12 protein-coding genes are annotated in these 12921 nt (G+C 49.4%); 4 read left to right on the top strand and 8 right to left on the bottom strand.

Features of this window, described 5'->3' with window-relative positions:
• Nucleotides 1–8 precede the first annotated feature (8 nt).
• From dapC to KCG54_RS03740, 4 genes are all read right to left on the bottom strand, one after another.
• Entirely contained in the window at nt 9–1199 is a 1191-nt protein-coding gene (gene dapC, locus KCG54_RS03725; protein ID WP_254324692.1) for a succinyldiaminopimelate transaminase, read from the bottom strand.
• A 121-nt stretch (nt 1200–1320) separates the two neighbouring features.
• Complete coding sequence (locus KCG54_RS03730; protein ID WP_004520097.1) at nt 1321–2493, bottom strand: NAD(P)H-dependent flavin oxidoreductase; 1173 nt, start codon at nt 2491–2493, stop codon at nt 1321–1323.
• A gap of 340 nt (nt 2494–2833) precedes the next feature.
• Nucleotides 2834–3514, bottom strand: a complete 681-nt coding sequence (locus tag KCG54_RS03735; RefSeq protein WP_254324693.1) for an OmpA family protein — start codon at nt 3512–3514, stop codon at nt 2834–2836.
• A gap of 217 nt (nt 3515–3731) precedes the next feature.
• Nucleotides 3732–4607 (bottom strand): YoaK family protein, encoded by an 876-nt coding sequence (locus KCG54_RS03740; RefSeq protein ID WP_254324694.1) that lies wholly within the window; start codon nt 4605–4607, stop codon nt 3732–3734.
• Between the two features lie 160 nt (nt 4608–4767).
• On the opposite strand from KCG54_RS03740, the gene KCG54_RS03745 reads away from it, so the two are divergent.
• From KCG54_RS03745 to ileS, 3 genes are all read left to right on the top strand, one after another.
• A complete protein-coding gene (locus KCG54_RS03745; RefSeq protein WP_254324695.1) occupies nt 4768–5157 on the top strand; it encodes a hypothetical protein in 390 nt (129 codons plus the stop codon).
• Nucleotides 5158–5279: 122 nt separating this feature from the next.
• A complete protein-coding gene (gene ribF / locus KCG54_RS03750; protein WP_254324696.1) occupies nt 5280–6206 on the top strand; it encodes a bifunctional riboflavin kinase/FAD synthetase in 927 nt (308 codons plus the stop codon).
• 138 nt (nt 6207–6344) lie between these two features.
• On the top strand, nt 6345–9137 hold the full coding sequence (gene ileS / locus KCG54_RS03755) for an isoleucine--tRNA ligase (protein ID WP_254324697.1): 2793 nt from the start codon (nt 6345–6347) through the stop codon (nt 9135–9137).
• Between the two features lie 85 nt (nt 9138–9222).
• On the opposite strand, the gene KCG54_RS03760 is transcribed toward ileS, so the two are convergent.
• From KCG54_RS03760 to KCG54_RS03770, 3 genes are all read right to left on the bottom strand, one after another.
• Nucleotides 9223–9615: an MliC family protein gene (locus KCG54_RS03760; protein ID WP_070822369.1), complete on the bottom strand. Its 393-nt coding sequence runs from the start codon at nt 9613–9615 to the stop codon at nt 9223–9225.
• Between the two features lie 241 nt (nt 9616–9856).
• On the bottom strand, nt 9857–9982 hold the full coding sequence (ykgO, locus tag KCG54_RS03765) for a type B 50S ribosomal protein L36 (RefSeq protein ID WP_003685279.1): 126 nt from the start codon (nt 9980–9982) through the stop codon (nt 9857–9859).
• Nucleotides 9982–10257: a type B 50S ribosomal protein L31 gene (locus KCG54_RS03770; protein WP_003747294.1), complete on the bottom strand. Its 276-nt coding sequence runs from the start codon at nt 10255–10257 to the stop codon at nt 9982–9984. Before KCG54_RS03770 ends, ykgO begins: the two co-directional genes overlap by 1 nt.
• Before the next feature lie 174 nt (nt 10258–10431).
• On the opposite strand from KCG54_RS03770, the gene KCG54_RS03775 reads away from it, so the two are divergent.
• Complete coding sequence (locus tag KCG54_RS03775) at nt 10432–11928, top strand: TrkH family potassium uptake protein (protein ID WP_254324698.1); 1497 nt, start codon at nt 10432–10434, stop codon at nt 11926–11928.
• A 53-nt stretch (nt 11929–11981) separates the two neighbouring features.
• Here KCG54_RS03775 and galU read toward each other — a convergent pair whose 3' ends face one another.
• Nucleotides 11982–12845, bottom strand: a complete 864-nt coding sequence (gene galU, locus KCG54_RS03780) for a UTP--glucose-1-phosphate uridylyltransferase GalU (protein WP_254324699.1) — start codon at nt 12843–12845, stop codon at nt 11982–11984.
• Between the last annotated feature and the right edge of the window lie 76 nt (nt 12846–12921).

A 12921-nucleotide genomic window follows, 5' to 3' on the forward strand; every position in this document is an offset into this window, starting at 1 on the left:
CCTTTGTTTTATCGGCGGTATAAAGCAACCATGGTTTCAGCCGCTTTGACGCAGCTTTCTACATCGGCAACCAAAGCGATGCGGACGTAGCCTTCTCCCGGATTACCTTGTTCGGTATCGCGGGCGAGGAAGCGGCCGGGCAACACTTGGATAGCGGCTTTCTGCCACAGGTTGCGCGTGAATGCCAAGTCGTCGCCATCGGGAACTTTCAGCCAAATGTAGAACGACGCGTCAGGCAGTTTGACATCGAATACCTGTTGCAAAATAGGGATGACGCGGTCGAATTTTTCTTGGTAGAGGCGGCGGTTGTCAATGACGTGTTCTTCGTCGTTCCAAGCGGCAATGCTGGCGCGTTGGACGGGAATGCTCATCGCGCTGCCGTGGTAGGTGCGGTAGAGCAGGAAGTTTTTGAGCAACTCGGCATCGCCTGCGACAAACCCTGAACGCAAACCGGGGACGTTGGAGCGTTTGGACAGGCTGGTAAACATAATAATGTTGCGTGTGCCGCGTCCTAATTGCGCCGCAGCCTGCAGACCGCCGATTGGTTTGTTGTCGTCAAAATAGATTTCGGAATAGCATTCGTCAGAGGCAATAACGAAGCCGTATTTGTCTTGCAAATCAAAAATTTCTTTCCAGTCTTCTAATTGCAGGACACTGCCACTCGGGTTGTTGGGCGAGCAGACAATCAGGACTTTGGTGCGCTGCCATAGGTTTTCGGGCAGGCTTCTCCAATCGGGATTGAAGCTGGGTGCCGGACAGTTGGCAAAATGGATTTCGCCGCCGCCCAAAATAGTCGCGCCTTCGTAAATTTGATAGAACGGATTGGGGCTGATAACGACCGGTTTGGGGCCGTCTGAAGCCGGATTTAAAACGGTTTGGATAAAAGAGAACAAAGCTTCCCGGCTGCCCAATACCGGCAGGATTTCATTGTCGGGATTGAGGCTCAAACCATCATAACGGCGGGCCACCCATTCGGCGCAGGCTTGGCGCAGTTCGGGCAGGCCTGCGGTCAGCGGATATTTTTCCAGTTCGTGCAGGGAGGCGGTCAGCGCGTCGGTGATGACTTTGGGCGTCGGATGTTTCGGCTCGCCGATTTGCAGATGAATGGGCGTTACGCCTTCGGGTGCATCAATGCCTTGCATGGCTTCACGCAGGCGGGCGAAAGGATAGGGTTTGAGATGGTTTAATAATGGGTTCATGATGTTTCTGCCGATAAATTCAGGCAATAATCTTAGCATTTTTTAGATGGATTGGGACAAAAAGGCCGTCTGAAAACAGGGTTTAAATGTTTTTCAAACGGCCTTTTGAATATTGATGCGTTTATTTGGCAGGGACGACGGGCAGGGAACCGTTCAAGAGATAATGAATGGTTTCTTGAACCGTACGGATGGCGTTGCCAAACGGCAGCGGGTCTTTACCACGGAAAAACAGGCCTTTATCGACCTCGCCGCGGAATGCCGCGGAAAGTTGGATATCGATACAGAATTGACCGGCTTTGGCCAAACCGTCACGCAAACCGCAGCTGGTCAGACAGTTCAGGCCTTGGGTGCAGCGGCGCGGATCGTTTTTGGCATTGGCTTGCAATTTAGCCTCGCGTTTGATGTAGTTGTCGAGGAATTTGGTGCGCACGCCGCGTGCAGGCAAACCGGCAACAGACATGAATTCAACCACTTTTTCAGTTTCCGCACCGGCCAGCGTTTTCTTGAAGTTGATGTGGGCATCGCCTTCTTCGGTCACGGCAAACGCGGTACCGATTTGAACGGCGGACGCGCCCCAGTTTTTCAAGGCTGTTTTGACTTTTTCAAAGTTTGCCATGCCGCCGGCGAGTACCAACGGGATTTTTTCGCTTTCCAAGCCCAAGTTTTTGAATACTTCAAACGTTTCTTCAATAACGCGTTTGAACTCGAATTTGGCATCGTTCACGCCATCAACAGTTGCCGCGCCCAAGTGGCCGGCTGCGTGGGCTGGGTGTTCGATAACGATGGCATCGGGCAAGATGCCTTTTTTCATCCAACGTTTCAAAACGATATTGATACCGCGTGACTCTGACAAAATAGGGAAAAGGGCGACATCTTTGTGGTAGCCCTCGGCCATTTCAGGCAGATCCAAAGGCAAACCTGCACCCATCACAATCGCGTCTGCGCCGGATTCACAGGCCTGACGGACGTAGGCGGCATGGTCTTTTACGGCTTTCATGACGTTGACGGCAATCATGCCTTTGCCTTCTGAATCGGCTTTGGCTTTTTTGATTTCACGGTCAAGCGCGATGCAGTTCAGGCGGGTGTATTTTTCTTCGCTGGAATCGATTTTTGATTCGGCCAGCAAATCTTCGTGCAAGTGGCGCAAATCGACGCTGGCGATGGTACCCACACCGTTTTCGCGCGCAACTGCGCTGGAGAGTTTTGATGCGGAAACGCCTACACCCATACCGCCTTGTACAACGGGAATCAGTGATTTGCCACGGATAATCAATGGGTCAAAGTTGTTTTGCATGGATGCTCCTTCATAGATTCTGGATGGTGCCGTCTGAAATCCTATGAAATGGATTGGATAACAGACTGATGTGTATATAAATAAGTGTGTTTTTCGCCGCCGTTTTTCAGACGGCATGGGGCGTGTTTTTAAAATTTTAGGAATTATACTCTAAGTTAGTGTAAAAATTAGAGTATTAATACAGTTTTTTTAAAGAAAAAATTGAAAAGTCTTGTTAATAAAGGAATAAATTTTATGATGGGTTGGATTAAGGAGGCGAAATTGCAAACAAAATCTACAAAGAAAAAGGCCGTCTGAAATTTCAGACGGCCTTAAGTATGGGAATCGGACAGATGTCGGATTACATTTGTTTTTTAGCGGCATCAATGGCGCGTTGGTCAGGGTTGATCAAGATTTCAACGCGGCGGTTTTGTGCACGGCCTTCAACAGTAGCGTTGGAGGCGATTGGTTGACGGGAGCCGTAACCGAAAGTGCTCAAACGGGTGCCGCTTACGCCACGTGATTGCAGGAAGGTGGCAACAGATTCGGCGCGGTTGCGAGACAATGGTTCGTTGATGGCGTCGTTACCGGTATTGTCGGTGTGGCCATTGATGGTCAAAGTGGTGTCAGGATATTGAACCAAAGTTTGCGCAGCGGCAGACAGGGCGCTTTGAGCATGGCCGCTCAGGGCAGCGCTGCCGGTGGCGAAGGTTACGTTTTCAGGCATAACCAGTTTGATTTGGTTGCCTTGACGTTCAACTTCGATGTTGGTGTTGGCCAGGCTTTGACGCAGTTTTTTCTCTTGGTAGTCCATGTAACCGCCGATACCCGCACCTACTGCACCACAAGCCAATGCGGAGTTACGCGCGCCTTTGCCGCCGTGGGTCAGCGCACCAACGATGCCGCAAACAGCTGCACCGCCCAAGCCGTACATAGCGGTTTTGCTGGCGGATTGTTGGCCGGTAACAGGATCAGTTACACAGCCGGTGAGCGCTAAAGGAATTGCAGTAGCAATAACGGTCAGGGGTTTCAAGAATTTCATGTCGTATCCTCTTTTTAGATGACGGCTTAAGCCGTCTGAAAAAATGAATAAAAACCGCGTGGGTCATTACGAATTAATGATACCGAATATCTGAAACGCAAAAGAACGGGTTTAACCCGATATTACGCAAATATTTGCCAGTTAACATAATACTGAAACATTTCTGCATTTCTCCGACAGTTTGGTTATTTTGCCGCGAAATAACAAGCAAAGTTTTTTACAGTTTCTTCCGTTTTTTCTGCTTGCGGCGATACCAGTTGACGAATGCCCATTTCAATCTGACCTTGACATCGTATCCCACTGAACCTGCACCCAGTATGAGCAAAACGGCGGAAACGGGCAGGGCGAAATGATGGCCGACTAGATGATAACCCCATGCGCCAACCACGCCGCCCAGCAGAAACGACAGCATCAAGCCGCTTAAAAGCCACATTTTCGGTTTGTTGACGCGGACGTGCGGCAGGCGCGGATGATGCTGTTTGGAGTAATAAAGCGCGCGTGAAATTTCAATGCCCAAGTCGGTCGCTGTACCGGTCATGTGGGTGGAGCGGATGGCGCCGCCGGAAAGAAGCGTGATAACCGTATTGTGCATGCCCATAATAAAACACAATAAAAACAATGCTAAAGACGGCATAATAAAATCAGAGCCGCCAAAATCCCATTCCATCGCGGCAATACCGAACCAACCGAATATCAACAGATAAACTGCTTCCAGCCACATGGAAAACCCAAAGCTGCCACGGAAACGCATCTGCTGCGTCCATAAAATCACCCAGCCCGAATGCGCGGCACCGGCAACAAAACACAACACGCTGATGAAAGTCACTGCGGCAGACCACCAGTCTTGGAGATACAGCACATCAGCCAAAAGAGACATGGAGCCGGTTACGTGGGAAATATAGCGCGCAAAAGCAAAGAATCCCCCTGCATTAATCGCACCGGCAAGAAAGGCCATGATGTAGCCCAGCCGTCTAAAACGGGCATCGGAAATATTGTGTTCGTGCAGATACGGGCGATCCGCCTGCCAAAACGGCGGCGTGTGTTGCCTATGGTGGCGCGGTCGGTAAGAGTGGGGCCGTTTGTCGTCGTTCATTGATTGAGGGTAGGAGCGAGCATTTATATTGGGTGTATTTTATATGCAACTGCCTGCTGCCAAGAACAAATAATATAAAGTGTTCCTAAGTTGCCACACTTGCTCATTATAAGATGAGGGCGTACATTAATAGCCATACATGAGTATAAGGAAACATCCGATGAATCCTATCCGCCTAACCTTATTGTTTGGTGCTGCCGCATTACTTGCCGCCTGCGCCACCACGCCTGAGCAAAAAGCCGCACGCGCCCAAGCGCAGAAACGCTATGAGCAGGATCTTCAAGTACATCTTGCCGGCCAATGCGATCAGGAAACTGCCGCGCTGATCCGCCGCAAATTTGACGAAGAAGGCAAACCCGGTGCCGCAACCGCGGAACAAAAAGCCTTCCGCCTCAAATATATCGACAAAGTTTCCGATCCGATGTTCCAAGCCTGCTACAAAATGGCATGGCAAAATTATATTTCCCAAGAACAGCTGCGCGAAGCCCGCTACTATCGCTATTACGATGATTGGGGCTATCCATTTGGCCGTTATCCTTGGTGGTGGTAAGGTATTAACAAACTTTATGGCCGTCTGAAAGCATATATTTATTGGTTTCAGACGGCCTAAGGTTTATTGAAACGGCAATAACGTTTACAATAGCCGCCTATTCAAACACAATACCACCACCCATGAACATCTGGCTTGGACAGCGACACGCGCCCAAATTTCCGCAAGGAGCCGCCGTAACCATCGGCAACTTCGACGGCGTACACCTCGGGCACAAACATATTCTACAAAAACTCAAACGAGAGGCAGACCAGCGCGGTCTGCCTGTTGTCGTTGTTGTTTTTGAGCCTCAGCCCAAAGAATTTTTTGCGCGCAAAGCTGGGAAAAAGCTACCTTACCGCATCAGCCCGCTGCGTACCAAATTGCGCCTTTTGCGTGAAACCAGCTGCGTGGATGCCGTTTGGGTCTTGCGTTTTAACCAAGCTTTCTCCGATATGAGCGCACAAGCGTTTATCGACCAGCTTTTGCGCCAAACGCTTAACACGCGTTATCTGCTGATTGGCGACGATTTCCGTTTTGGTGCCGGCCGTGAAGGTTGTTTCGAGCTTTTGGCACAACAGCCCGATATGCAAACTGAGCGCACGCCGTCCGTTATCGTTGAAGACATCCGCACCAGCAGTACCGCCGTCCGCCAAGCCCTTTCAGACGGCAAGTTGGAATACGCCAAAAGACTGTTGGGCCATGATTATGTGTTGAGCGGCAAGGTTAAACACGGACAAAAACTCGGCCGCACCATCAACGCGCCTACCGCCAATGTCCAGCTTCCTCCGTATCATTATGCGCTAAGCGGCGTATTTGTCGTTGAAGCAGACGGCACATTCGGCACGCGCCGAGGCGTTGCCAGTTTTGGTTTTAACCCTACTGTCAGCAACAACCGCTCGCAAAAGCTGGAAGTCCATCTGTTCGATTTCAACGGCGATTTGTACGGCCAACGCATCTTCGTCCGCTTCCTGCACAAACTGCGTGACGAGAAAAAATTTGAGAGTATCGAAGCATTGAAAACTCAAATTTTGCAAGATATGGAAGATGCGAGGGTTTGGGAAGCATAGAAACGCTTCTAGAAGCTTATAAAATCAAGACAATTGGGCTACAATAAGTCCTTTGAATTTTTTCAGACGGCCTGTTCTTTTCAAAATGAGCAATCAGGCCGTCTGAAACCGAAATACCGCAACAATAGAGATCAAAAAATGACCGATTACAGTAAAACCGTAAACCTGCTCGAGAGCCCGTTTCCAATGCGCGGCAATCTTGCCAAGCGCGAGCCTGCATGGCTGAAAAGTTGGTACGAGCAAAAACGCTACCAAAAACTGCGCGAAATCGCCAAAGGCCGTCCGAAATTCATTCTGCATGACGGCCCTCCGTATGCCAACGGCGACATCCACATCGGTCATGCCGTCAATAAAATTCTCAAAGACATCATTATCCGCAGCAAAACCCAAGCCGGTTTTGATGCGCCTTATGTACCGGGTTGGGACTGCCACGGTTTGCCTATCGAAGTGATGGTAGAAAAACTGCATGGTAAAGACATGCCTAAAGCCCGTTTCCGCGAATTGTGCCGTGAATACGCTGCCGAACAGATTGCCCGTCAGAAAAAAGACTTTATCCGCTTGGGCGTGTTGGGCAACTGGGACAATCCTTACTTGACCATGGATTTCAAAACCGAAGCCGATACCGTGCGTATGCTCGGCGAAATCTACAAATCGGGCTATCTCTACCGCGGTGCGAAACCGGTTCAGTTCTGCTTGGACTGTGGCTCTTCGCTGGCGGAAGCAGAAGTGGAATACAAAGACAAAGTATCGCCTGCGATTGATGTTGCCTATCCGTTTAAAGACACTGCCGCGCTTGCCGCCGCATTCGGTTTGGCAAGTATCGAAGGCAAAGCGTTTGCCGTTATCTGGACAACTACGCCTTGGACTTTGCCTGCGAGCCAAGCTGTTTCAGCTGGTGCAGACGTGGTGTATCAACTGATTGATACGCCTAAAGGCAAATTGGTATTGGCCAAAGATTTGGCAGAAGACGCGCTCAAACGTTACGGCTTTGCTTCAGACGACCTGAAAGTATTGGCAGAAACCACAGGCGACAAGCTGGAAAACCTGCATATGAATCATCCGTTCCTCGAACGCGATATTCCCATGCTCAACGGCGACCATGTGACCACCGATGCCGGTACGGGTTTGGTACACACCGCCCCTGCGCACGGTTTGGAAGACTACGCCGTCTGCAATAAATACGGTATCGAGCTTTACAACCCTGTCAACGCCGAAGGCAAATACATCAGCGAAACGCCGCGCGTTGCTGGTATGCGCGTTTGGGATGCTAATCCCGTCATCCTGCAATGGTTGGAAGAAACCGGCAACCTTTTGGCAAGCAGTAAAATCGAACACAGCTACGCACACTGCTGGCGTCACAAAACGCCGTTGATTTACCGTGCGACCGGCCAATGGTTTGTCGGTATGGACAAAGCAGGTGCCGATGGTAAAACCCTGCGCGACAAAGCCATCAAAGCCGTTGATGACACCGAATTCTTCCCATCATGGGGTCGTGCGCGTTTAGAAGCCATGATTGAAGGCCGTCCTGACTGGGTGGTTTCTCGCCAACGCTATTGGGGCACGCCGATGACTTTCTTTGTTCACAAAGAGACTGGTGAATTGCATCCAAACTCTGCCGAGTTGTTGGAAAAAGTTGCCCAAAAAATCGAAGGAAAAGGTATCGAAGCGTGGTTCTCTCTTGATAAGAGCGAACTCTTGAGCGCGGAAGATTGTGAAAATTACGACAAACTTTCCGACACGATGGACGTATGGTTCGACTCCGGCTCGACCCATTATTCCGTCTTGAAACAACGCGAAGAATTGGAATGGCCGGCTGACTTGTACCTTGAAGGCAGCGACCAACACCGCGGCTGGTTCCAATCGTCTATGTTGACTGGTTGTGCCTCATCCATGGGTCGTGCGCCATACAAACAGCTGCTGACCCACGGTTTCGTGGTTGACCAAAACGGCCGCAAAATGTCGAAATCCATCGGCAATGTCGTTGCACCACAAGAAGTTTACAACGAATTCGGCGCAGACATCTTGCGTCTGTGGGCGGCATCCACCGATTACAGCGGCGAATTGGCGATTTCCAAAGAAATCCTCAAACGCGTTACCGAAAGCTACCGCCGTATCCGCAATACTTTGAGCTTCCTGTTTGCCAACCTCAGCGACTTCAATCCTATTGAAGATGCCGTGCAACAGGCAGACATGGTGGAAATTGACCGCTATGCTTTAGTATTGGCACGTCAGCTGCAAGAGCGTTTGGCAGGAGATTACTATCCGCGTTATGCCTTCCACTTTGCCGTAAAAGACATTGTTTCTTTCTGCTCGGAAGACTTGGGCGCGTTCTACCTCGACATCCTGAAAGACCGCCTCTACACCACCAAAGCCGACAGCCATGCACGCCGCAGCGCGCAAACTGCCTTGTATCACATCACACGCAGTTTGGTTCTGCTGATTGCTCCGATTTTGTGCTTTACCGGAGAGGAAGCATGGGACATCATCGGTGGTGGAGAAGAAGACAGCGTCCTCTTCCACACATGGCATGAATTCCCATCTATCAATGAAAAAGCCGAAGCCGAATTGGTGAAAAAATGGACGGCAATCCGCGAAGCACGCGAAGCGGTAACTGCTGCCATCGAGCCTTTGCGTACGGATAAAACCGTCGGTTCTTCATTGCAAGCTGAAACCGAAATTACGGCTCCGGAAGAAATTGCCGACTATCTGAACACTTTGGGCGAAGAATTGCGTTTTGCTTTGCTGGTGTCTAAAGCTGAAGTGAAAGTAGGTAATGAACTTACTGTAACCGCTAAAGCCAGTGATGGTGAAAAATGCGAACGCTGCTGGCACTATACCCACGATGTGGGCGCAGTTGCAGGCCATGAAACCATCTGTAAACGTTGTGCCGACAACGTTGATGGCAAGGGCGAAGACAGACATTACGCTTAATTGTTTGGTCTAAGATAAAGGCCGTCTGAAAACTTTGGTAATAGGTTTTCAGACGGCCTTTAGCTATTCTATTGCTAAGTAGAAATTAGCGGGCAGAGCAAGAAGTTTCTACTTTGTTGCCGTATGGGTCAGTGAAGCCGAAGAATGCTTCGCTGCCTTTTTGATGCCATTCAGCGCCTTTGCCGAACAGGCCTTGGTTGGCAACATAGCGTTCGCCTGAACCTGCAACGGCAGAAGACAGGGTGGCAACTTTGTCGTCAAGGCGTAATTCAACTTGATCGGTGCTCAGGTTGCGGATTTGTACAGACAGGCCGTTTTCGCAGCTGAATGATTGAACACGGGCATCATGATCGTGTGCACGGCCGTGGTCATGATTGTGCTCGTGACGGTGACCATGGTCATGTTGATGGGCTTCGGGTGCGGCACAGGCAGCGAGGCTCATGGCGGCGGCAATTGCGAGCAGGGCTTTTACTTTCATTTTTGACTCCTATGGTCAGTGTTGAAGGAAGAATGTAGCGGCATGTTATAAATATCTTTATGGCTTCACAATAGGGATAACCATTATTTACTTTTTCTTCCTGTTTTCGGGAGTATGGCAGGATTTTTTGTAGTTTTGATATGAATGATTAATGCCGTTTGAAAAAAAGCCGCACTTGCGCTAGAGGTAAACGAAAGTGCGGAAAATTCAGAGAGTTACATTGAAATATGGGTTAGGCCGCTTAACGCTGGCGTGCTTTAAAGCGGGGGTTGCTCTTGCAAATAACGTACACTTTGCCTTTTCGGCGGACAATTTGGCAGTCGCGGTGTCGTTTTTTTGCAGTTTTTAGAGATGAGAGAACTTGCATCATTTATCCTTTCTGAAGGAAGACATCATGGATTGGTAACGTTGGTTGAACTTGCTGGCGCGGCCTTCGATATTGACATTGCGTTGTTTGCCTGTGTACACGGGGTGGGACGCGGAAGAAGTATCAAGTGAAAAGAGGGGATACTCTATGCCGTCTTTCCAAACCATGGTTTTGCCGTGGGTATTGGCGCATGAGCGGATGAGCCATCCTTGGTCTGCGCCGCTGTCGTAAAACAGGACGGTACGATAGTTGTCCGGGTGGATATCGGGTTTCATTTCTTTCTCCAGTAAATGTTATGGTATAACATTATACTCCTAGAAAAAGAGCAGGCAAGTGTTTTTTGGTTTTTCTTTATCACGGGGTTGCAGCATTTTGATAAAATATGCAGTTTCAGACGGCCTTTTTTTCATGAGGCCGTCTGAAACATTTTGTTTTCTGATGATAGGAATATGATGTATCTGCATAAGGGTTTCAGATTTGGCGGTGCGGTAAGCAAGGTGATGCCGATTGTCCATGTATTGTCCAAGCTGGGGCTGTTGTTTTCACTGCTGTTGGCAGTGCCGACACTGATGTCGTATTTTTATCACGACAGCGCGTTTATCGTGTTTGCCTATACGGCTTTGACGGTATTGTTGGTGTCGTGCGTTACTTGGGTGCTGACTTTGCGTTTCAACCGTGAATTGCGGCCGCGTGACGGATTTACCCTGGTATTGATGCTGTGGCTGGCCTTTGCCGTCGTGGCGGCTATGCCGATTTATTTCTATATGCCGTCCATGAGTTTTACCGATGCATTTTTTGAAGCGATGTCGGGGCTGACGACGACAGGTGCGACAGTGATTTCCGGTTTGGATACGTTGGCACCGTCGGTGAATTTTTGGCGGCACATGCTCAACTGGCTCGGCGGTATGGGTATTATCGTGCTGGCTGTGGCGATTTTGCCGATGTTGGGCGTGGGGGGGACGCAGCTCTTCAAAGCGGAAATTCCGGGTATGGATAAAGAAAGTAAGATGGCGCCCCGCATTTCGCAAGTGGCCAAACGGCTGTGGTTTGCCTATGCGCTGACAACTGCTGCGGCTTTTGTATCCTTGCATATTGCCGGTATGGGCTGGTTTGATGCCTTGTGCCATGCGATGTCGGCTGTGGCCTTGGGCGGTTTTTCGACACATGATGACAGCGTTGCCTATTTTGATTCCGTAGCAGTCGAATGGACGTTGATGTTTTTTACTGTATGGGGTGGTATCAATTTTGCCAGCCACTTTACTGCGCTGGGCAACCGCTCTTTGCAGGTGTATTGGAAAGATGAAGAATGCCGCACCATGCTGCTGGTTTTGTCGGGCAGTATTTTGATTTCGGCATTATATTTATGGCAGCAGGACGTTTATCAAAGCCTTGGCGAAGCTTTGCGCTTTGTCAGCTTCAACTTTGTGTCCATCGGATTGGCCAGCGGTTTCTCCAATGCTGACTTTGCCCAATGGCCGCTGATTGTGTCGCTGTGGATGTTTTTCCTGTCGAACGTATTGGCAAGTTCAGGCTCTATGGGGGGCGGTATTAAAAACGTGCGTGCTTTGGTGTTGTTTAAATTCAGCTTGCGCGAAATGTTGATTTTACTGCACCCGCGTGCGGTTCGTACGGTAAAGGTCAACAACCGTTCTATTCCGGATCGCATGGCGCTGACCGTTATGTCGTTTATCTTTATTTACTTTATGACGGTTATCGTATTCAGCTTTTTGCTGATGGCGGCAGGCTTGGACTTTTTATCCGCATTTACGGCAGTCATTGCCTGTATTACCAATGCAGGGCCGGGTTTAGGTGCAGTTGGTCCGTCACATAATTATGCCGCGCTGAGCGATGTGCAGAAGTGGCTGTGTACGGCTGTGATGTTGTTGGGACGTTTGGAGATTTTTACCGTTTTAATTTTGTTTACTCCGGCATATTGGAAGAAATAAGTGTAGAAAAAGGCCGTCTGAAATTTCAGACGGCCTTTTTATAATGGCAGGGCTTAAGCGTATTGTTTGATCAATTCTTTGAATTGTTCGCCAGTTTCAGGGTGTTTCAAACCATAAGCCACGGTTGCTTCAAGGTAACCCAATTTGCTGCCGCAGTCGTAGCGTTTGCCATCAAACGCATGAGCCAACACAAACTCATGGTCGAGCAGGCGCGCAATACCGTCTGTCAGTTGGATTTCGTTACCGGCGCCGCGGGGCAGGTTGGTCAACAAGTCAAAAATACGCGGAGTCAGGATGTAGCGACCGACAACAGCAAGATTGGAAGGCGCTTCTTCCGGTTTTGGTTTTTCAACAATATTGACTACACGTTGATAGCTTTTTAGGTTTTCAACTTCAACGATACCGTAAGAGCCTGTTTGGGAAGGGTCAACGGTTTCAACGCCTAAAACGCTGTTACCGCTTTGATTGTACACATCAACCATCTGTTTCAATGCACCTTTAGGCGCATCAATCAAATCGTCTGCCAAAATAACGGCAAAAGGTTCATTACCAACGGCAGCCTGCGCGCACAATACGGCATGACCCAAACCCAATGCTTCAGTTTGACGGATGTACATGCAGGTAATATTGGGAGGCAGGATATCGCGAACGTGCGCCAACAGTTTGTCTTTTTGACGCAATTCCAATTCGGTTTCCAACTCGTATGCTTTGTCGAAGTGATCTTCGATGCTGCGTTTGTTACGGCCGGTGATGAACACCATTTCGGTACAGCCGGCTTCAACCGCTTCTTCAACTGCATATTGAATCAGAGGTTTGTCCACAATAGGCAGCATTTCTTTGGGGCTGGCTTTGGTCGCAGGCAAGAAACGGGTACCCATACCGGCAACGGGAAAGACGCATTTTTTAATGGGTTTCATATTATTATCCTATTTTAACTATGGGTTTATACCCAAAAAGTGTAAAGATGTAGTCGCATGTAGCGATGATACCACA

Source organism: Neisseria subflava, assembly GCF_024205705.1.
Lineage (GTDB): Bacteria > Pseudomonadota > Gammaproteobacteria > Burkholderiales > Neisseriaceae > Neisseria > Neisseria subflava_D.

Bases quoted from the DNA above. Each gene is read 5' to 3' on its own strand.
- dapC (WP_254324692.1), bottom strand. From the start codon at position 1,199: ATGAACCCATTATTAAACCATCTCAAACCCTATCCTTTCGCCCGCCTG.
- KCG54_RS03730 (WP_004520097.1), bottom strand. From the start codon at position 2,493: ATGCAAAACAACTTTGACCCATTGATTATCCGTGGCAAATCACTGATT.
- KCG54_RS03735 (WP_254324693.1), bottom strand. From the start codon at position 3,514: ATGAAATTCTTGAAACCCCTGACCGTTATTGCTACTGCAATTCCTTTA.
- KCG54_RS03740 (WP_254324694.1), bottom strand. From the start codon at position 4,607: ATGAACGACGACAAACGGCCCCACTCTTACCGACCGCGCCACCATAGG.
- KCG54_RS03745 (WP_254324695.1), top strand. From the start codon at position 4,768: ATGAATCCTATCCGCCTAACCTTATTGTTTGGTGCTGCCGCATTACTT.
- ribF (WP_254324696.1), top strand. From the start codon at position 5,280: ATGAACATCTGGCTTGGACAGCGACACGCGCCCAAATTTCCGCAAGGA.
- ileS (WP_254324697.1), top strand. From the start codon at position 6,345: ATGACCGATTACAGTAAAACCGTAAACCTGCTCGAGAGCCCGTTTCCA.
- KCG54_RS03760 (WP_070822369.1), bottom strand. From the start codon at position 9,615: ATGAAAGTAAAAGCCCTGCTCGCAATTGCCGCCGCCATGAGCCTCGCT.
- ykgO (WP_003685279.1), bottom strand. From the start codon at position 9,982: ATGCAAGTTCTCTCATCTCTAAAAACTGCAAAAAAACGACACCGCGAC.
- KCG54_RS03770 (WP_003747294.1), bottom strand. From the start codon at position 10,257: ATGAAACCCGATATCCACCCGGACAACTATCGTACCGTCCTGTTTTAC.
- KCG54_RS03775 (WP_254324698.1), top strand. From the start codon at position 10,432: ATGATGTATCTGCATAAGGGTTTCAGATTTGGCGGTGCGGTAAGCAAG.
- galU (WP_254324699.1), bottom strand. From the start codon at position 12,845: ATGAAACCCATTAAAAAATGCGTCTTTCCCGTTGCCGGTATGGGTACC.